The following is a 20,047-nucleotide window of genomic DNA, read 5'->3' as shown; positions in this document are numbered from 1 at the left end:
CAACTTATTGGGATCTATTTCAAAATGCCCCGGATTCTGTTGGCATTTCTGATCAACTCTTCCAGCAGGTCAAAATTTTCTTTTTCCAGTGCGGATTTGAATTTTCTGAGCTGGGAAATATGTTCATTTAAGACGTCTAAGACATTTTCCTTATTCTGTTTGAAAATCGGCACCCACATTTCCGGATGTGATTTAGCCAAACGCACCGTACTGGAAAAGCCGGTACTTGCGAGCTGAAAAATGGTGTCTTCTTCGCGTTCCTTTTCTAGAACGGTATTGGCCAAAGCATATGACGTGATGTGTGAGATGTGTGAAATATATGCAGTGTGGATGTCGTGGTCTTCCGCGCTCATGTAGAGCAGATGCAGATCTAAGTTTTTTGCGACTTCTTTTGCTAATTTTAATGCGTTTTCTGCGGAATCATTTGGGTTACAGATGACCGCTGCCTTTCCTTCAAAACTCAGTGCGGTTGCGGATTTCGGGCCGGAATTTTCGGTTCCCCACATAGGGTGAAAGGGTACGAAACGTTTTCTTTGCGGGTGGTTTTTCACGGCTTCCACGATTCCGGATTTCGTGGAACCCACATCCATCACGGTTTGATGGTCATTGACCCAGTTTAAAACTATTGGCAAGACTTCCCGGGTTGCATCAACCGGTATTGCGATGATGATGAGTTCAGAATTTTTCACTGCGTTTTCCAGCGAAGAAATTTCATCGATGATTCCTATCTTTTTGGCATCTTCCAAATGTTTTTCATTGAAATCTACCCCGAAAACATAATCTGCAAAATGTCTTTCCCGAAGTTTCAGCGCCATGGAGCCGCCAATTAATCCGATGCCAATTACCGTGATTTTCACTTTTTGAATGAGGAATTAATAATTAAGAAATAATAAGGAAAAGGTGGATCATCGAAGCTTTTTGAATGTATTAAAAATGGTTGCTTTTTCACATTTCTCATATGAAATTTCAAACCTTGGATTTTTTTTCGGGTAAATTAAAACGTAATCCGGACAGGGCTTTTTCTGGGCATGACTCTTTTCGAAATCAATCTCACCTTTTGTGATGATGCTGTCTCTGAGAAATTTTTCATTCATTTGGTGCGCATCCATTTCTGTTTTGAAACTTTCAGAATACTGGAAATCTTTAGACAAAGTTTCTGCAATGACTCTGGAATTCGGTAAATAGCCGCTGCAGCTGGCGCCTTTTTTATTAAGGATAAAAAACGTTAAAAGTAGTCCCGGAACCAATCCGATTAAGAAAAATCTGAGTTTTCTCATTTAAAAGATTAGGAGGTTAATATCGTGGTAAGTAAGGTCGAACCGGTCGCAAAGGATTTTTTTGGTGTGACGGCCTTTGTACATATACAGTGATTGCTTCATTTCGTTTTTGTGGACCAGCATATTTTCGAAGCCGCCTTCCTCATCGTAGTTCAGGAGATAACTTAAGAAAAAGTTGGAAATCGCTTTGGTAGTCGTTCTCGGCATTTTGGAAGTGAGGTTGGGCAAGCCGCTGTGAATGACTCCGTGCTTGATGATATATGGATTTTCCATGCTGGTGAGTTCCGAAGTTTCGATGACATTTCCATTGTCAATGGTCACGTCAATGATGACACTTCCTTTTTTCATTTGGGCAACCATTTCTTCAGTGATGATTGGGAAAGCACTCAGTTTTGAATAGGCACCAATAACCACGTCTGCTCTTTTCAGGCTTTTCGCCAATTCTTTGGGATCCACGATGGAGGTGGGAACTCTGCCATCCACCATCATGTGGAGTCTGCGGAGTTTGGAAAGTGAATTGTCAAAGACTTTTACACTGGCTCCTAGTCCTAAAGCAGCTTTTGTGGCAAATTCACCCACGATTCCTGCACCAAGAATGACCACTTCAGTGGGACGAACCCCGGTAATACCACCCAGCATCAAACCATTGGATAACGCTAAAAGTTCTGCGGCATAGAGGATCGAGATATTTCCCGCAATTTCTCCGATTAAACGAACCAATGAAAGTTGTTTGTAGTCATCGGCGATAAATTCGAAGGCAATCGCATTGATCTTTTTCTCGGAAAGTTTCTTGAAATATTCCTGGTCACGCAAATTGATTTGTAATGCAGAAACCAGGTAGGTATTTGGTTTTAGGTATTCTATTTCTTCGGTCGTTGGAGGATTGATCTTTAAGACCAAATCTTGCTCAAACGCTTCTCTGGGATCGTTTGTGATTTTTGCACCCGATTCGGAGTACTGCAGATCAGTAAAAAATGAACCTTCCCCGGCGCCGGATTCCACCACAATTTGATGTCCGTTTGCAACCAAAACCTGCACTGCGTCAGGAGTGAGGCAAGTTCTTCTTTCGTGAAGGCAGGTTTCTTTCGGAATTCCAATTCCGAACTGCTTTCCTTTCTTCACCACTTCCAGTTTTTCTTCCTTGGGAATTAATTCTTCCTCTGAAAATGGCGTGAATATTTGTGTATGACTCATTTTTAAATATAATGATGATTGCTCCGGGAAACAATCATCGATTTTGGTTTCACAAAGATACAATGATTTGTTTATTGACAAAGAGCCAACTAACTGAAATCTACTGTTCGTTCGTTTCCGGAAGTCTCGATGGTCATTTCGTGGTGGGGTAAATCAGCCAGTTCCTGCTCGTAAATTTCGGGCCACTCAATAATGCAGAGAAACGCATTATCTAAATATTCTTCCATCCCGATGTCATAAACCTCATTGATGTTCTTCATCCGGTACAAATCGAAATGGAAAATATTTCCTTTCGGCGAATGGTATTCGTTCACAATCGCATAAGTAGGAGAGGAAACTTCATCTTCACTGCCCAGATTTTTAAGCAAAAATTGAGTGAAAGTAGTCTTTCCCGCACCGAGATTTCCCTTTAATAAGAGGATGTTATGCTGAAGTTGCGGCAGGATTTCTTCGATCACGTTTTGCCATTCCTCTATTTTGTTGATTTTAAATTGCATTGGGCAAAATTAATGATTTTCGGAAATTAAAAAGTCAATGGTCTGGAAATGAAATATTCTTTAGAAAAATTGGGCAATGTATTTCTTTTGTTTGAAATTCGAGTCTCAAAGTCTCTGTCTTCCATCTTTCTACCTGTAAATTTCAATTTCGATCTCACCGTTTTCGGTAACCGCTCCGCGATACATTCCCGCGGTATTGAAGGACATTGCCATATTTCCGTCTTTATCTAAAGCAATTAAACCACCGTCACCACCCATTTTTTCTATCTCGTCAATCGCCTCCTGTGCTGCGGTTTTTACGTCTTTATTTTGATATTCCATTTTGGCGGCTACGGTTCTGGCAGCGGTGGAGCGGATGAAATATTCTCCCCATCCGGTTCCCGAAATCCCAACCTGCGAATTGGCGTAAGTTCCCGCTCCTATAATGGGGGAATCACCGATTCTGCCAAATTTTTTGTTGGTCATTCCACCCGTAGAAGTTCCGGCAGTGATGTTCCCGTTTTTGTCTAATGCCACCGCACCGACGGTCCCAAATTTCTGGTCGATGGAGTAGGAATCGGGCAAGCTATTTTGGGAGGTTTTCTTGTTTTTCTCTATTTCCTTCTGTTTTGCTCTTTGCAATCCATCCCATCTGTCTTTAGTCCAGAAATATTTTGGGTCCACGATTTCCAGTCCCTGCTCTTTCGCGAAAAGTTCCGCCCCGGTTCCGGCAAGCATTACATGTTCCGATTTTTGCATCACTGCAATTGCTGCTTTAATCGGGTTCTTAATGGTGTGAACTCCTGCCACTGCACCTGCGGATTTGTCCTTCCCAAACATGATGGATGCATCCATTTCGTTTTTTCCGTCTGCTGTGAAAACTGCTCCTTTTCCTGCATTGAAAAGTGGCGAATCTTCCATCACCACGATTGCAGAAACGACCGCATCAATCGAGGGTTTTCCCTTTTGGATTTCCGAATATCCCGTTTTCAGTGCTTCCGTTAATTTTTCGCGATAGGCTTTTTCCTTGTCTGGAGTCATGTTTTCTTTGGTGATCGTTCCCGCGCCGCCGTGAATGACCATCACATATTTCTTTTGTGCGTAAACCAGTGTGGCAACCAAAACGGAAAAGGTAAGAATGATTTTTTTCATTGCTGAATTTTTTTCAAAATTAGTCATTATTCTGTGACAGACTGAATTTATTGGGTGTAAAGCATTCCATTTTCCAGAGGAAGTCCCTAAAATCACCATTCAGATATTTGGACAACAAACTTCATTGAAATCATCATAGCATTGTTTAATTGGGAATTTTTAAAGTGGGTTAATCCAAAGAAATGCTTATTATGAAATTATATCTTATAAAAAAAGGGTCAGATTATTGAAAGTAATTGAATTATTTAATACTTTTGTTAATGAACCTTAAAATCAAAAGTCAATGAAAAAATTTTATCTTTTTGCCAGTTTGCTGCTTGGCGCTTATGGTTTCTCGCAAACCGGTAGTTTATGTACCAATCCTATTGTGATCACCACTTTGCCGTTTACCACCACGGACAATACTGCAAATTATGCGGATAATTACGATCCGCCCACTTCCACAAGTCCTGCATGTGTCTCCACCACTTTTGGAAATTATTATCACGGAGGAAATGATGTAATCTATTCCTGGACCGCTCCTTCTGATGGTTCTATCAAGATCGAAATTCCCAATGCAGTGGCTTGGACAGGAATGTTCGTTTATACGGACTGTGCGAATATCGGAGTTAATTATGCAGCCTGTGCAACAAGTCCCACTTCCAAAACATTGACCATCGACAATTTCCCAGTGACTTATGGACAGAAATATTATATTTATATTTCCTCCTGGCCAAGTCCGCAAACGGTTCCCTATACTTTAAATGTAACCGCAATCAATCTGGCAACCGAAAATTCAGTGAAAGTGAGTGGTTCTGCGATTTATCCGAATCCTGTGCTGAAAGAGCTGAACTTCAAGTCTGAAAGCCCTGTAATTTCTACAGCAATTTATGATATGAGCGGAAAAATTCTCCAGAAAATGGAGGTTTCCGGCAACAGAATTTCGGTAGAAAACCTGAAGCCTGGAAGTTATATCATTGAATACACAGACAGAGCGGGAGTCACGGCAACGAAGAAATTTATCAAGTCTTAAGCGCTTGATGAAAACATAAATAGGCCCTTCAGGTTTTGGAGGGTTTTTCGTTTTTAAAATCAATCCTGAAGCGATTTTAAAAAACTTATTTCCTATTTTTACAGCATGATTTCTAAAGCGACCATCGACAAAATTTTTTCCACGATCCGTGTGGAAGAAATCGTTGGTGAATATGTGCAGCTCAAAAGAGCCGGCTCTAATTTCAAAGGTTTGAGTCCTTTTCATGATGAGAAAACGCCGAGTTTCATCGTTTCTCCCAGTAAGCAGATATGGAAGGATTTCTCTTCTGGAAAAGGCGGGACGGCGATTTCTTTTTTAATGGAAATCGAGAATTTCACCTATCCGGAAGCACTTCGGCATGCTGCAAAAAAGTACGGAATCGAAATTGAAGAAGATAAGCGCGAATATACCGAAGAAGAAAAGCAGCAGCAAACAGATAAAGAACTGCTCTATAAAATCCATGAAATCGCCAATGATTTTTTTCAGAACCAGCTTTTTGAAACAGAGGAGGGAAGGACAATCGGTTATTCCTATTTCAAGGAAAGAGAACTGCGTGACGAAATCATCAGGAAATTTCAGCTGGGTTACTCGCCGGAACAGAAAAATGCATTTACGGAATTTGCTTTGGAGAAAGGATATTCCAGGGATATTTTGGAAAAATCGGGACTGTCAATTTTTCCTGAGCATGCTCCGCAGGGAGTTGATCGTTTTAGAGAAAGGGTGATTTTCCCTATTCACAGTTTTTCGGGCCGGGTTTTGGGATTTGGCGCACGAATTCTTAAAAACAACATTAAAACTGCAAAATACCTCAATTCTCCGGAAACCGAAATCTATCATAAATCCAATGTTCTTTATGGATTAAACCAGAGCAAGCAGTCCATCTCCAAAAACAACCTCTGTCTTTTGGTCGAAGGTTATATGGATGTGATCGCGCTTCACCAAGCCGGAATTGAAAACGTGGTTTCCAGCTCCGGTACAGCTTTGACGGTGGAACAAATCAAGTTGATCAAGCGACTCACGGAAAATGTCACCATTCTTTTTGATGGAGATTCAGCAGGAATCAAGGCGAGTTTCAGAAGCATTGATATGTTGCTTTCGGAATCTATGAACATCAGGATTCTGCTTTTTCCTGATGGTGATGATCCAGATTCTTTTTCCAGGAAACATACTCAGGAGTTTGTGGAAAATTTCATCAAAACCGAAGCTCGTGATTTCATCGACTTTAAAGCTGAAGTCTTATTGAAAGAAGCGGCAGAAGACCCGATCAAAAAGGCAGAAGCAATCCGGGATATCGTGAAATCGGTTGCGTTTGTAACCAATGCCCTGAAACAGGAGGTCTATTTAAAGGAAATTTCCAACCGTTTTGGACTTTCGGAGCAGTCTCTTTTTAATGAGCTGAATGTTCAGAAACAGATCAAAAACCAGCAGGTTTCCCCGCAGCAAAGGCAAACAGCAGCGAATGAAGTGAGATTGGAAAAAGTTGCCGATGTTTTCGAAACCTTAAATCCATTGTTGATTCTGGAGGAGAAGTTGGTGGAACTGATGCTGAAATACGGAGACCGCGTTCTGGACCGGAAAGATGAAGAAGACCAAGCCTTTCAAATCACGGTGATTGAGGAAATTATCGCACATTTGGAAGAGGATTCTTATGAAATACAATCACCATTAAACCAAAAAATAATTGAAGAGATAAAATCCGGGATTTCCGAAAACCAGCTTCGGTCCGGAGATTTCTTCAAAACTTTGATGGATGAAGACATTACCGGAAAAGTTGCAGATGCTTTAGTGGAGCCTTATGAAACCAGTGATTGGGCGAAACATCAAATTTTTTTCAGCAAGGAAGAAGAGGTGCTCCCGAAAATTGTGCAGGATGTGATTTTCCGGCATAAAAGGGAATATATCCTGAAAATCGTCAATGATATGAAGGCCGGATTATCTGAGACAGAAAATAACGATGAAACCTATCGGAAAATCATTTTGCTGAACCAGCTCAGGAAGCAGTTGGACGAAAGACTGTACCGGATTTTGTGACAGATTGTCGGATTTTTGGTTATGGAATATTGTTTGAGTGAAGGTGGAAGAAAGGGAGAAGAAAGTCCGAAGACATCGGGAAAAGATAGGAAACAATTACGAATTTTAGAATTTAAAAAAAATAAGCAATGGACATAAAAAAAGATTTCAGAGATTTCTCTGTAAAACATTTAGGAAATAGTGGGTTGGTCACCGATCAGTATATGGGAATGTTTAACCCGACCAATCTTACGCCGTATATTATGGAAGAAAGACGTTTGAATGTGGCTCAAATGGACGTCTTTTCCCGGTTGATGATGGACAGAATCATTTTCCTGGGAACAGGAATTGATGATCAGGTTGCGAATATTGTGACTGCGCAGTTGCTTTTCCTGGAAAGTTCAGATTCGTCGAAAGATATTCAGATCTATATTAATTCACCTGGCGGAAGCGTTTATGCCGGATTGGGAATCTATGACACCATGCAGATCATCAAACCAGATGTTGCCACAATTTGTACAGGAATGGCCGCTTCAATGGGTGCTGTTCTTTTGGTGGCCGGTGAAAAGGGAAAACGTTCGGCACTGAAGCACTCCAGAGTGATGATTCACCAACCTTCCGGCGGTGCACAGGGAGTAGCTTCTGATATGGAGATTAACCTGCGGGAAATGTTGAAATTGAAACAGGAATTATATGACATCATTGCGCATCATTCCGGACAAACCTATGAATGGGTTGAAAAGAGTTCAGACCGTGATTATTGGATGACTTCGTCTGAAGCCAAAGATTTTGGAATGGTGGACGAAGTTTTGGAGAGAAAAAACTGAAAAATAGAGCTCCGGAATCTGTAGGCCAAAGAAAAAGAGACCCGTATTATGATAAAATGCGCCCCGACTGGAGGCGCATTTTTATGTTCAATTGCTCATGATCAAGAATTAAAGCCTTCGATGATCTTCGAAAAATCTTCAATTTTCAGGGCGGCACCTCCAATCAAACCGCCATCAATATCCGGTTGCGAAAAGATTTCTTTGGCATTGTCTGGTTTCACAGAACCGCCGTATAGAATGGAGATTTCGTCTGCGACCTCTTTTCCGTATTTGTCTGCGATGAGGTTTCTGATGTGTGCGTGGATTTCCTGCGCTTGTTCCTGAGTGGCAGTTTCGCCGGTTCCGATTGCCCACACCGGTTCGTAAGCAATCACTACTTTCTTAATTTCATCAGCAGAAAGTGTGAACAGGGCAACTTCGGTCTGGTTTTTCACCACCTCCAAATGTTGGCCGGATTTTCTTTGCTCCAAAGTTTCACCGTTGCAGTAGATCGGGATCAATCCTTTATCCAGTGCAATTTTGATTTTTCTGTTACAATGTGAATCCGTTTCTCCGTGGTACTGTCTTCTTTCGGAATGTCCGATGATGGAACCGGTCGCGTCGATGGATTCCAGCATGGATGCGGAAATTTCACCGGTGTATGCACCGCTTTCATGTTCGCTGATGTCCTGAGAGAAAACGCCCACTTCATCATTTTCATAAAGATCTTTTGCCATCATCAAGTAGAGGGATGGTGGTGCAATCCAGACTTCACAGTTTGTGGGATTATTTTTTTTGTATTCCAAGATCTGAAACATGAGTTGCTGAGCATCGATCACGTCCTTGTTCATTTTCCAGTTTCCTGCCACGATATTTTTTCTCATAAAACTTCCTTATTAGATTTTCAAATTATTTAAGTTGTAGGATTTTACGTCAATTTTTTGCTGCTTTCCTCAAAATTTCATTGCTCAAGAGAGGCCCCAAATATTTTTCAGCAGTTTATAGAACTGGTGTTCCCTGTCGGTGACTTCTTCATCAGCTTTGATTAATGATTTGGCGAACTGGATGAAGTCCAGACGCTCCTTTTCAGTGGAATCTTCGTGGAAACATCTTGCGTGGAACTCAAAGTGGTCTTTCCAATCTTCCGGCTGCAGCAGCGCAATCATTTCCAGTTCATTGTCCAGGTTGATTTTGAACGGGAATTCTTCCCTCAGATATTCCTGGATTTTCATTCCTTCTTCCGGCGCAAATTCCCCGTCCACAGAAGATAAGATCATTAAAAGGTGATAGCCTGCGATTGATTTATTTGATTTTTGCATAAAGCGGTATTTTTTGATTTTTGAAAATTTATTTGTTCAGATAATCTGCTGCCGGTATTTTATCGGTGATTTTTCCTCTTTCCAATATAAGCACGAACGGATTGCTTCTGGCAATGGTTTTGATGGCAGTTCCATCCATCATGGCTTTCGGAATGCGTGTGAAGGTAGTGGGATCATTTGACACTCCCAAAACAAAGATGTCTTTTTTTGCCTGGAGCAGTTTTTCGGTTTTTTCTAAAGTGTTCCTGTCCGCATTTTTCGGATCGTAAGAAAAAAGGAGAACTGCTTTTGGAGCCGCCAAAATATCATGGGTCAAATCGATTCCCTCTAAGCTTTCCGGTTTAAATTTCATAATTTCGGACGAATAGCCTTGCTTCACGATCTTTGAACTGGTTTTTCCTTCCTGGATTTTCCACGGTGAACCTTCCTTCCAGTATTCTTCGTTGTTCACATAATCATCCTGATTCACGTCGATCATCTCGCCGGTTTTTTCATTTTTCAGCGAATAGAATGTTTTGTATTCTGAGGGATTTTTTTCAATTTTCTCCTTTTCGGAAATTAAGTCGGTTCCAATCTTATAATCTCTGAAATCGATGAGCGGCTCGTGTTTGATCCCATGCGCAGTGACCATTCCCAATGCGATCATAAATAAAAGCAATGCAATGTTTTTCGCTCTTCCTTTACTTTCATCATTGAAATTTTTACGATAAAGTCTCCATAAAATTAAAAGTCCCAAAAGAAGTGCGATATCTTTCCAGAAGCTTTGCCATGGAGTGAATTTCAGGGCATCTCCAAAACATCCACAATCGGTTACCACATTGAAGTAGGCGGAATAAAATGTGAGAAACGCGAAAAAAACGCATAAGGTGATCAAAACTGAAAGTGTGAGTCTTAAACGGATTTTCAGCAGAAGCATGAATCCAAAAATAAGTTCAAACGCCACCACGATGATTGCAATCGGAAGTGCCTGTTTTTCAAAAAAAGACATATTAAAAACTGAAGGCGAAAAATATTCTTCCAATTTAAAGGAAAATCCCACTGCATCTACAGCTTTCACAAAACCGGAAGCGATGAAAATCAGGGCAATAACAACTCTTAAAAAATGTTTCATAATGGTTTCAAAAAAATTATTCTGTCTTTCAAATTTAATTTCAGATCAATTTCCCTCCAATTCCACATGCTCTTCCCCAATCTTGATTAAGGAGAAAACGGCATAGTTCAGGATGTCATAATAATTGGCGTCCAAACCCTCGGAAACCAGGAGTTTTCCCTGTCTGTCTTCGATGTTTTTCACACGCAAAACCTTCTGGTAAATTAAATCGGTGATGGAAGTTACCCGCATGATCCGCCATGCTTCACCGTAATCGTGGTTTTTGCGCATCATCAGTTCTTTGGCCTCCTTGGCAAAATGGTCGTATAGCTGCATTGTGGAATCCGGGTTTTCCTCCAGACTTTCAGATGTTCCCTTTTCCAGCTGGATTAACCCGATGATAGAATAGTTTACAATCGCAATGAAGCAGTCTTCTTCATTCTCATCATCCACTTTTTGCACTTCGGAAGTCTGCAAGGTGACCAGGCGTTTTACTTTGATATAGATTTGATCCGTAACTGATGAGGTGCGTAAAATTCTAAAGGAAGATCCATAGTCGTAGAACTTTTTTTCAAAAAGCGCACGGCATTTTAAAATGACTTCATCAAACTGTAATGACGTTCTGTTCATAATTTTCTTAATGTTTCAAAGATAAGGATTTGGGCTGAAAAAAGCAGTATGCAAAATTGAAAACTCCTGCTTTCTGTGTCTTATGTGAAATTGAAAGTAACATGCTGCATCTCTGATAATTGCGCGGCAATTTGCTCTTTTTCGGCCAACCTGATGTTCGCATAAATTCTGCAGTCTTCATCGGAAACGAAATCCATAATTTTTGCGCCGAATTTATTCAGCAAAGTAAAAATAACGTTTTGTTGTTCAAAATGGAATTTGATTTCAATCTGTGTTTCCAGTTCTTTGGTGACGATTTCGGCTTCATCCAGGGTGAGTTTTGCCGATTCTTTGTATGCTTTTACCAATCCCGAAACTCCTAGTTTTGTGCCGCCGTAATATCTCACCACGACCAGTAAAATGTTGGTGAGATTATTGGCAAGAAGTTGGTTGTAAATGGGCAATCCTGCACTTCCGTTGGGTTCGCCATCATCATTTGCACGGTAATTTTCGCCATTAATTCCCAGTCGAAATGCATAACAGTGATGAGTCGCTTTTGGATGTTTTTCGCGGATTTTTTCCAAAGATTTCTTCAGCTCATCTTCGTCATGTACAGGAAATGCGTAGCCGATGAATTTGCTTCCTTTTTCTTTCAGAAGGATGTTTTCAATGGGAGATTTAATGGTTTGAAATTCGAACTGCATTGGATATCGGTAACATTAAAAGGGATATTTTCTGAGACCTCCTCAAAAGAAACTATTGAAAAAATCTGTTTCTGAAATTGAAAATTTTGTTGTCTCTGAATTGTTTACAATCAACAGGATCAAATGGTAAAGTAGGTGCTTTGGTTCCATTTTTCAGAACCAAATTCTCATTGACGGTTATTTGGGCTTCATCCCAGAAATCCAAATCGATGAACTGTTTTAAAGTGTAACTTCCACCTTCCACCAAAACCGATTGAATCTGATGTTCATGAAGTTTTTGCATCGCTTCTTCCAAAAAATGCTCCCGCTCGATTTTAACGAATTTCAGATTTCCTTCCACCGAATCCTTCTTTGAATTGAGGATGATGGTTTCGGCCTCATCATTATAGATGCGGAAATCCCGTGGAACGATAAAATCAGGATCAATCAGGATTCTTACCGGATTTCTGCCTATTATTTCGCGGGTCGTCAAACTTGGGTTATCGCCAAGTGCAGTTCTGGTTCCAACTAAAATCGAATGTTCCTCACTTCGTAACTGATGTACGAACTGCTTGCTCAAAGGATTTCCGATTTGATAAGGTTTGAAATCTTTATCCATAAAACCATCTGCAGATTGTGCCCATTTCAGGAGGATGAACGGACGTTTTTTCTGATGAAAGGTGAAAAACCTTTTGTTCAATTCGATACATTTTTTTTCCAAAATTCCCGAAACAACTTGAATTCCTGCGTTTTCGATGATTCTTTTTCCGTTTCCGTTTACTTTTTCATGCGGATCCAATGCTCCAATCACCACTTTTTTGAAACCCACATCCACGATTTTTTTTGCGCATGGCGGTGTTTTTCCATAATGCGAGCAGGGTTCCAGCGAAACATAAATCGTGGAATCTCTCAGCATTTCAGTCTTTTTCACTGAATTGATGGCATTGATTTCGGCGTGGTTTTCACCGGCTTTTTGGTGATAACCTTCACCAATAATTTTGCCGTCATGAACAATCACACTTCCCACCAAAGGATTTGGATAGGTTTTTCCCAGTGCTTTCTGCGCAAGCTCAATGCAGCGCTGCATGTAGAATTCGTCGGTTGACAAAATGATATTTTAAAAGTTTAAGAAATTCGCGTGATCTTGCAAAAAATCAGCTGCAAAACCCATCTATTTGGTTCCGTTTGCCGCAGTCTGTATTTTAATTTCCGGTATTTTATATTCAATCATTGAGGTCATCAAAGGATCCCTTTGTTTGGAAAGGATTTTCAGCGCAGATTTCATATCGCCATAAATTCTTTTTCCATAATTTAGAATGAGGAAGCTTTTCTGGGTTCCATTGTCATATTTCTTGAACCTGAAAATATCATATTCCACGAATGGCTCTCCGTTTGCAGGGGCTTCGGAAATGTAATAATCAACGATAAATTCTGATCCATCGGGACTTTCCGTTACGTTTACCTTGGCATATTTATCCTCCTTTTGCTTGGCCTGAACCATTTCCACTTTTTGGCGGACTGCAAGTTCAATGTCAATTTCTTTGTTCAAAAAGGTGTATTCAAAGATCTGATTGAATTTCTCCATCTCTTCATCTTTCGGAAGATATTGTTGTTGGAAGAGGGTTTTGGACCGTTGTTCAGCCCGGATCAGATAAAATTCAGTTCCATTAAAATCAATTGGATTTGGAACGTTCAGCAAATCTTTTTCCTGGGCATTGAATAAGCTCAATGTGCTAAAAATAACTAAAAGGAAGATTTTTTTTAACATAATTATTTCGGATTATAAACAAAAAGCCACAAAAGTTAGTTCTTTTGCGACTTTCTGGAGGGTTAAGATTATTGATTTTCACCGGCAAGAATCTGGTGCAGACTCTGCTTCATATTTTCGAGGTGAGATTTTTTCTCGTCGATTTTATCAAAAGTATCTTTCAATAGAGGGTTATCTCTGGTGGAATTGCTGAAGAAAGCAAGGTTGTTTTCCAGTTTGCTGATTTCGGCTTCGAGATCTGAAATTTGATTTTTGATTTTTCGGGCCTTGTCAGTAAGCTGGTTTTCAGAAAGTCCTTCCTCTTTCAGGTCGTATTCACTGATCTTATTGAGTCTGAGTTTTTCCTTTAATGCTTTATTAAACTCTGAATTGATGGAGATTTTTTCTCTTGGCACTTTACCAATCGCATTCCATTTGTTCTTGATTTCTTCAATTTTCTCTACACTTCCTTCTTCGTCACCGATTTCCTTCAATTCATCCAGAAGTTGCTTTTTATGTTTGTAATTTTCCTTCCAATTGTCGTTGACCGCATTGTTTTTTTCCCGGTAATTGTTGAAGAAAGTATTGCAGGCTTCCCGGAAATCATCCCAAACTTTGTTGGTCATGCTTCTAGGAACATGCCCGATTTTTTTCCAGTCTTCCTGTAGTTTTTTGAATAGTGGAACTATGGTTTCCCAGTCTTCGGAAAGCATGTTGTCTTTTGCGGTTTGAATGAGTTTCAGCTTTTCGTCCAAATTGGTTTGCTGGGCGTTTTTCAGCCCTTTGTAAAACTCATTTTTCGCGGAGTTGAAATTTCTTAAATGGGTCTTGAACTCATTCCAGTTTTGGTTGGATACTTTTCTGGGAACAGATCCTAATTTCAGGAATTCGGTTCTCAGTTCCTCGATTTTTTTGATGGCATTTTGCCAATAATTATGGTTGGGTGCTTTTTCCGGCGAAGTGATGCTTTGGATTTCCTGGATGATTTTGTTTTTCTTTTCCAGGTTTTCGGCTTGTTCCTTTTCCATCTGTTCAGAAAGTTCGCCTTTTCTTTCATGGATTCTGTTGGAAATCTCCTTGAACTCTTCCCATGTTTTTTCCCGGAATTCTTCCGCTACCGGTTCAGCTTCTTCTCGCCAAAGTTTATGCAGATATTGTAGTTCGTTCAGGGCTTTTTGCACAGAGGATTCCTTTTCCAGTTCTTTTGCCCGCTCGATGATGTGCTGCCTTTTTTCCAGGTTGTGCGTGTATTCCTGTTCCAAATATTCCTTGTTCATATCGAGCATTTGATAGAACTGGTTCAGATGGTGGAAGTAGTTGTTGTTCAGCAGTTTAAATTCTGATTTTGCAACCTGGCCTGCATTTTTCCATTCCTCTTTAATCTCACGGATTGCTCTGAAAAGATTCGTTCCCACTTCAGTATTGGTATAGAGATTTTTCAGCTTCTCGATGATGTTTTGTCTTTCTTCCAGGTTTTTTCCGTGATTTTCTTCCTGCTTTTTGTTGTATTGGTCATTTTTTTCACGAAAAATATTGATCAATCCGTGAAGTCTTGATGCCGATGGATGCTCGAAGTTGAAAGTTTCTTCAGGATTTCCAGATCCTACAAACTCAGCTTTCTTTTCGTCTGTCTCCTCAAGAATATGTCGGTTTGCCTGATCTTTCAACTGATTGAATTTTCGGTATTGGGCTCCTGCATTTTCTTTGTTGATGATGGATTCCATTTCCTGCAAAATTTCGGGCAAGGTAAGTAAGGCTACTTTATTCAATTCTTCATCATGTCCTTCGTGTGATTCTGCATCTTCAGTTTTTTCAAGGTCTGTTTCCAAAGTTACCTGCTCTTCTACAGTCAAATCTGATTTTTCGCTGTCCAAAGCTTTATGTTTGGCTTGGTCTTCGTCCGGTTCTGGATTTTCTTCGCTTGCCTTGCTTGTTTCTATTTCAGGAAGCATGTTCTCCTCCGGAATCATTTTGGAATTCGGGGATTCACCATCCGCTTCATAATCCGCTGCCGATTGCTCGGCGGGTTGCTTTTCGGGGATTTCATCAATTTCGGTCACTTCTTGGTTTTCGGAGTGCGGAAATTCACTAATGATGGGATTATTTTCATTTGAAACCTCTTCTGAAATTGGTTTTTTTTCATTGTGGTCAGAGATTGAATCTTCTGTAATCATGGCATACATTTTTTTAATTAAAAGGCAAACGGTTCTTGTTGTTTTTTGCCCATAAAAAGTGCACTAATTTAACCTATTTTTTTGGAAAATTCCAAATTTCCCAATTTTTTTCAGCCTGCTGTTCCAGCATATAGAATCCATTGGCAGTTTTTGCTCCTTTTTTTGATGCATTTTTAATGAAGGCGGTATAATTTGGGTTGTAAATCAAGTCGATGATCAGATGTTTTTCAGTGAGTGCATCGAAAGGAAAATCGAGGCAGTCATTCACATTGGGGAAAGTTCCTACCGGTGTGCATTGAATAATCAGTTCGTGAGCGGCAACGATTTCTTTGGTAAGGTTTTCAAAATTGAGCTCATGCTTTCTTGCCACAGTTCTGTAGGGAATCTGATGTTTTTCCAACACATATTTTACCGCTTTTGCAGCGCCACCATTTCCTAAAATCAATGCGGAGTGGTGGAAATCTTTCCGGTGTAAAAGCAGGGTTTTCTCGAAACCAACCGCGTCCGTATTGAATCCTTTTTTGATGTTATTTTTAATGACGATGCAGTTCACTGCACCCATTTTTTGCGCTTCGTCGCTGAGTTCATCCAAGTACGGAATCACTTTTTCCTTGTAGGGAATCGTCACATTTAAACCCACGAGATTTGGAATTTTGAAAATGTTTTCCACTTCGGAAATGTCGTCTAGGTCAAAAATTTCGTAAGTATAATTTTTCAGCATCAAATTCTGAAACTTGTTCTCGAAATATTTTTTGGAAAAAGAATAGGAAATGTTTTTCCCGATGATTCCTAATTTTATTGGTGTTTCCATAGTTCAAAAATAGAAAAAAGACCGGTGATTTTCCGATCTCTTGAGATGATTTATGTAATGAATTCTGATTTTAATTTTTTTCGAATTCATATCAAAGAAAATGCTTACAGAATATGCGCTATTTCTTCGCAAAGCCATTCCAACATTTCGCGGTCCTCCTTTGTGAATGGATTCAAAGAATGGGAGTCTATGTCGATCTGTCCGATATTTTCACCGTTCTTAATGATGGGAACCACTATTTCTGCTTTGGTATCGATCGAGCAGCTCAGATAATTTTCTTGCTCGTGTACATCTGGAACTACGAAAGTTTCATTGGAAACGGCAACCTGTCCGCAAATTCCTTTTCCGAACGGAATAATTTTATGGTCTGTTTCCGCTCCCACATAGGGTCCAAGGATCAGTTCCTCTTTGTCACCGTTCTTAAAATAAAATCCGGTCCAGTTGAAATAGGGAATTTCCTGGTCCAAAAGCTGACAAATTTTCAGAAGTTTGGTGTCTGTATGATGGTTTGGACTTTCAATGATGGACAAAAGTCTCTTTTTTATTTCTGACATTTTAAAATATTTAAAGTTTTGACAGGGATTTTTTTAGGAGAACTCTTTCAATTTGAGTTCCTCCTTGTATCCGAACATTCCCCGTTCCTTGATCATTTCTGCCACTCCAAAAGGAAGCTGTAATTCCCATCCTTCCTCGTGATTTGCGATTTTGGAGAGAATTTCCCTGGAGTATATTTCTGAATAATCAGGGTTGTAGTTTTTAATGTCTACAATTCTGTTGTTGAGTTTGAAATATTTGTAAAGTTCCTTCAGATTATCGTTCACTTTCAGATTATTTGAAGTGAGCAGCTCATGGGTTTCCGGATCTTTGTAAGGATAAAGGTAAACCCTCATATCCTGTCGGAAAAATTTCCCAAATGCCTCTAAGATTCCGCCGGAAAGATTTTTGTAATAGTTCTCATCGAAAACGTCCAGCAGGTTGTTCACACCCATTGAAACCCCGATCTTTCCTGCAGTGTAATTGGCAAAATAATCAATTAATCGGTAATATTCTGAGAAATTGGAGATGATTACGGTGTAGCCTAATTTCGCCAAAACATCCACTCTGTCCAGGAAATCTCTTTCATCGATTGCTCCGGAAGCTCGCAGATTGGAGATTGTGATTTCGAATAAAACTTCAGTTTCTGAATCGTCTGCAAAACCCCAATCTTTTTTGAACATTTCAAGCCCTTTCACAAACATATCGGTATTGACCAAAGTTACAGGTCTGAAACTGCCGCGAATCGCAAAAATATTTTTCTTGTAAAGCACATCTGCCGGAAGCATATTGTTTCCCTGAGAATTGAAAATCACTGCGTCGGTCATTCCGTTTTTCACCAGTTGAAGGCTCATCAGGCGATTGTCAACATAAGCGAAATCCGGACCGCTGAAATCAATCATGTCGATTTCCACATTGTCCGTGGATATATCGTCATAAAGTGATTCGATCAGTTTTCTCGGATTGTCTGAAAAATTGAATGCGCCGTAAATCAGATTCACCCCCAAACTTCCGAGGGTTTCCTGCTGAAGGGTCGCATCGTTCTCATTAAATTTTACATGGAGAACAATTTCGTTATAATCTTGATTTTCATCCAGTTGAAATCTTAAGCCAACCCAGCCGTGACCTTTCAAGGTCTTGTCAAAATTGATGGTAGTGACCGTGTTTGCGTAGGAAAAAAATTTTCTACCGGGGAAATTGTCTCTGCAAAGTCTTTCCTCAATCAGAGCCACTTCATATCGCAACATTTTGCGCAAACGGTTTTGGGTGACGTATCTGTTTCTGGGTTCCTTTCCGTAGATCGCATCACTGAAATCTTTATCATAAGCCGACATTGCTTTCGCGATGGTTTTTGATGCGCCGCCTGCTCGGAAAAAATGGCGCACGGTTTCCTGTCCGGCTCCAATTTCGGCAAAAGTTCCGTATATATTTGAATCTAAATTGATCGCTAAAGCTTTCTGCTTCGGAGTTAATTTTTGATTAATCACTTGAATAACTTCTTTTGTGCAAAAATACGAATATTTAGGGAATTTTCAGGCAGCATTTTAGGGGTAGCTTATTGATAAATGTTATATTTTGAATATTTCTGAGCGCCATAATTTGATGGGATGCCGATCATTGATGAAATTCATCATGAAATAATTCCACAACCAAAATAAAATCCCGATTTTTGTCCATCTTAATATCATTTTTAAAATCAACTCATATTAATGGAACAAAATATTTTAGATTGCGTCATCATCGGATCTGGTCCTTCGGGATTTACGGCGGCTATTTATGCGGCGAGAGCCGATTTGAAGCCGGAACTTTATACAGGTCTGGAACCGGGAGGACAGCTCACCACCACTACGGAAGTAGATAATTTTCCGGGATATCCGGACGGTGTTACCGGTCCTCAGATGATGATGGACTTGCAAAAACAGGCCGAAAGATTTGACACAAAAGTTCATTACGAAATGATTACCAAAGCAGAATTTTCTGCCGAAGTGGGAGGAATCCACAAACTTTGGGCAGGAAACAAAGAAATTCTGGCAAAATCCGTGATTATCTCCACCGGTGCTACTGCAAAATATCTGGGTTTGGATGATGAGAAGAAATATGCGGGAGGAGGAGTTTCGGCGTGTGCAACCTGTGATGGGTTTTTCTACAAAGGCAAAGAAGTCATCGTGGTGGGAGCAGGAGATACCGCTGCTGAAGAAGCAACGTATCTCGCCAAGCTTTGTTCAAAAGTGACGATGCTCGTTCGCAAAGACCATTTCCGCGCCTCAAAAGCGATGATTCACCGGGTACAAAATACTCCGAATATAGAAGTGAAATTCAACCATGAGCTCATCGGAATTGAAGGCGAAAACGCAATGGTAGAAAGAGGAATGGTATTCAATAATCAAACTCAGGAAACCTCTAAAATAGAGGTCCACGGAATCTTCATTGCGATCGGTCATCAACCAAATACCCACATTTTCAAAGGCCAAATCGACCTTGATGAAAATGGGTACATTAAAACGGTTCCCGGTTCAAGCAGAACCAATCTACCGGGAGTTTTTGCTGCAGGCGACGTTCAGGACCACATTTACCGTCAAGCGATTACCGCGGCTGGAAGCGGCTGTATGTCCGCAATGGATGCCGAAAAATACCTGGCTGAACTGGCATAGCGACAAGCGAATGGTTCAGTGAGATAAAACACATCAAAAAATAAAGAATAAAAGCGATTCTATACATATTTCTAGGCGGTGGATTCGGAAGTGTACTTCGTTTCCTGATTTCGAATTATACCCAAAAGCTTTGGAATATCAGTTCGTTTCCGATGGGGACTTTTCTGGTGAACATCATGGGATGTTTTCTCATTGGTGTTTTCACCTCGTATTTTATGAAATTTGATAATCATTTGAAGTTCCTTTTGATTGGCGGATTCTGTGGAGGGTTCACCACATTTTCTACATTTTCGTCAGAAAATGTTTCGCTTTGGCAGAGCGGGAATTATGGAATTTTGGTTTTGTATATTTTATTAAGCATTATTTTAGGATTCCTGGCCGTATATTTAGGGCTGAATTTTTCAAAAAATTAACTTTTTCTTTTGATAAATAGGACTTTATCCCTTTTTATAAAAATTAATTTGGTCAGAATATAAAACAGTTTTATATTTGCACCACTGAA

Annotated in this window: 21 protein-coding genes; 5 read left to right on the top strand and 16 right to left on the bottom strand. The window is 40.1% G+C overall.

Annotation, left to right across the window (positions count from 1 at the left end; all coding sequences use genetic code 11):
* Positions 1 to 14 precede the first annotated feature (14 nt).
* From L0951_RS09645 to L0951_RS09625, 5 genes are all read right to left on the bottom strand, one after another.
* Entirely contained in the window at positions 15 to 857 is an 843-nt protein-coding gene (locus tag L0951_RS09645; protein ID WP_234111025.1) for a prephenate dehydrogenase, read from the bottom strand.
* 48 nt (positions 858 to 905) lie between these two features.
* Positions 906 to 1,277, bottom strand: coding sequence for a hypothetical protein (locus L0951_RS09640; RefSeq protein ID WP_234111024.1), 372 nt, complete (start codon positions 1,275 to 1,277; stop codon positions 906 to 908).
* Positions 1,278 to 2,471: an alanine dehydrogenase gene (locus tag L0951_RS09635; protein WP_234111023.1), complete on the bottom strand. Its 1,194-nt coding sequence runs from the start codon at positions 2,469 to 2,471 to the stop codon at positions 1,278 to 1,280.
* A gap of 89 nt (positions 2,472 to 2,560) precedes the next feature.
* Positions 2,561 to 2,968 carry a tRNA (adenosine(37)-N6)-threonylcarbamoyltransferase complex ATPase subunit type 1 TsaE gene (gene tsaE, locus L0951_RS09630; RefSeq protein ID WP_234111022.1) on the bottom strand — a complete coding sequence of 136 codons (408 nt, stop codon included), beginning with the start codon at positions 2,966 to 2,968 and terminating at the stop codon, positions 2,561 to 2,563.
* A 129-nt stretch (positions 2,969 to 3,097) separates the two neighbouring features.
* Positions 3,098 to 4,099: an isoaspartyl peptidase/L-asparaginase family protein gene (locus L0951_RS09625; protein WP_234111021.1), complete on the bottom strand. Its 1,002-nt coding sequence runs from the start codon at positions 4,097 to 4,099 to the stop codon at positions 3,098 to 3,100.
* Positions 4,100 to 4,382: 283 nt separating this feature from the next.
* On the opposite strand from L0951_RS09625, the gene L0951_RS09620 reads away from it, so the two are divergent.
* From L0951_RS09620 to clpP, 3 genes are all read left to right on the top strand, one after another.
* Positions 4,383 to 5,111, top strand: a complete 729-nt coding sequence (locus L0951_RS09620) for a T9SS type A sorting domain-containing protein (protein ID WP_234111020.1) — start codon at positions 4,383 to 4,385, stop codon at positions 5,109 to 5,111.
* A gap of 105 nt (positions 5,112 to 5,216) precedes the next feature.
* On the top strand, positions 5,217 to 7,142 hold the full coding sequence (dnaG, locus tag L0951_RS09615; RefSeq protein WP_234111019.1) for a DNA primase: 1,926 nt from the start codon (positions 5,217 to 5,219) through the stop codon (positions 7,140 to 7,142).
* Between the two features lie 128 nt (positions 7,143 to 7,270).
* The gene (gene clpP / locus L0951_RS09610) at positions 7,271 to 7,948 is read left to right on the top strand and encodes an ATP-dependent Clp endopeptidase proteolytic subunit ClpP (RefSeq protein ID WP_234111018.1); all 678 of its coding nucleotides are present in this window, start codon (positions 7,271 to 7,273) and stop codon (positions 7,946 to 7,948) included.
* A 101-nt stretch (positions 7,949 to 8,049) separates the two neighbouring features.
* Here clpP and tpiA read toward each other — a convergent pair whose 3' ends face one another.
* The 11 genes from tpiA to L0951_RS09555 form a co-directional block, all read right to left on the bottom strand.
* A complete protein-coding gene (tpiA, locus tag L0951_RS09605; RefSeq protein WP_234111017.1) occupies positions 8,050 to 8,811 on the bottom strand; it encodes a triose-phosphate isomerase in 762 nt (253 codons plus the stop codon).
* 84 nt (positions 8,812 to 8,895) lie between these two features.
* A complete protein-coding gene (locus tag L0951_RS09600) occupies positions 8,896 to 9,246 on the bottom strand; it encodes a TerB family tellurite resistance protein (protein WP_234111016.1) in 351 nt (116 codons plus the stop codon).
* 28 nt (positions 9,247 to 9,274) lie between these two features.
* Positions 9,275 to 10,357: a BT_3928 family protein gene (locus L0951_RS09595; RefSeq protein ID WP_234111015.1), complete on the bottom strand. Its 1,083-nt coding sequence runs from the start codon at positions 10,355 to 10,357 to the stop codon at positions 9,275 to 9,277.
* A 45-nt stretch (positions 10,358 to 10,402) separates the two neighbouring features.
* Positions 10,403 to 10,966, bottom strand: a complete 564-nt coding sequence (locus L0951_RS09590; protein WP_234111014.1) for a DUF1599 domain-containing protein — start codon at positions 10,964 to 10,966, stop codon at positions 10,403 to 10,405.
* An 80-nt stretch (positions 10,967 to 11,046) separates the two neighbouring features.
* Positions 11,047 to 11,649, bottom strand: coding sequence for an IMPACT family protein (locus L0951_RS09585; protein ID WP_234111013.1), 603 nt, complete (start codon positions 11,647 to 11,649; stop codon positions 11,047 to 11,049).
* A gap of 52 nt (positions 11,650 to 11,701) precedes the next feature.
* On the bottom strand, positions 11,702 to 12,736 hold the full coding sequence (ribD, locus tag L0951_RS09580; RefSeq protein WP_262908488.1) for a bifunctional diaminohydroxyphosphoribosylaminopyrimidine deaminase/5-amino-6-(5-phosphoribosylamino)uracil reductase RibD: 1,035 nt from the start codon (positions 12,734 to 12,736) through the stop codon (positions 11,702 to 11,704).
* Between the two features lie 63 nt (positions 12,737 to 12,799).
* Positions 12,800 to 13,396, bottom strand: coding sequence for a hypothetical protein (locus L0951_RS09575; RefSeq protein ID WP_234111012.1), 597 nt, complete (start codon positions 13,394 to 13,396; stop codon positions 12,800 to 12,802).
* Between the two features lie 68 nt (positions 13,397 to 13,464).
* Positions 13,465 to 15,327: a DUF349 domain-containing protein gene (locus L0951_RS09570; RefSeq protein ID WP_234111141.1), complete on the bottom strand. Its 1,863-nt coding sequence runs from the start codon at positions 15,325 to 15,327 to the stop codon at positions 13,465 to 13,467.
* Positions 15,328 to 15,622: 295 nt separating this feature from the next.
* Positions 15,623 to 16,360: a shikimate dehydrogenase family protein gene (locus tag L0951_RS09565; RefSeq protein ID WP_234111011.1), complete on the bottom strand. Its 738-nt coding sequence runs from the start codon at positions 16,358 to 16,360 to the stop codon at positions 15,623 to 15,625.
* A gap of 104 nt (positions 16,361 to 16,464) precedes the next feature.
* On the bottom strand, positions 16,465 to 16,914 hold the full coding sequence (locus L0951_RS09560; RefSeq protein ID WP_234111010.1) for a GAF domain-containing protein: 450 nt from the start codon (positions 16,912 to 16,914) through the stop codon (positions 16,465 to 16,467).
* A 33-nt stretch (positions 16,915 to 16,947) separates the two neighbouring features.
* Complete coding sequence (locus L0951_RS09555) at positions 16,948 to 18,378, bottom strand: TonB-dependent receptor (RefSeq protein WP_410686443.1); 1,431 nt, start codon at positions 18,376 to 18,378, stop codon at positions 16,948 to 16,950.
* Positions 18,379 to 18,603: 225 nt separating this feature from the next.
* Between L0951_RS09555 and trxB the strand changes: the two genes are divergently transcribed.
* Both trxB and crcB read left to right on the top strand, forming a co-directional pair.
* Positions 18,604 to 19,545 (top strand): thioredoxin-disulfide reductase, encoded by a 942-nt coding sequence (gene trxB, locus L0951_RS09550; protein ID WP_234111009.1) that lies wholly within the window; start codon positions 18,604 to 18,606, stop codon positions 19,543 to 19,545.
* A 47-nt stretch (positions 19,546 to 19,592) separates the two neighbouring features.
* A complete protein-coding gene (crcB, locus tag L0951_RS09545) occupies positions 19,593 to 19,958 on the top strand; it encodes a fluoride efflux transporter CrcB (RefSeq protein ID WP_234111138.1) in 366 nt (121 codons plus the stop codon).
* The last annotated feature ends 89 nt before the right edge of the window (positions 19,959 to 20,047 follow it).

It is taken from the genome of Chryseobacterium sp. R2A-55 (genome assembly GCF_021401085.1).
In the GTDB taxonomy this organism is placed as follows: domain Bacteria; phylum Bacteroidota; class Bacteroidia; order Flavobacteriales; family Weeksellaceae; genus Kaistella.
The sequence above is the reverse complement of the archived record's forward strand: the minus strand, read 5'-3'. Positions and strand labels throughout refer to the sequence as shown.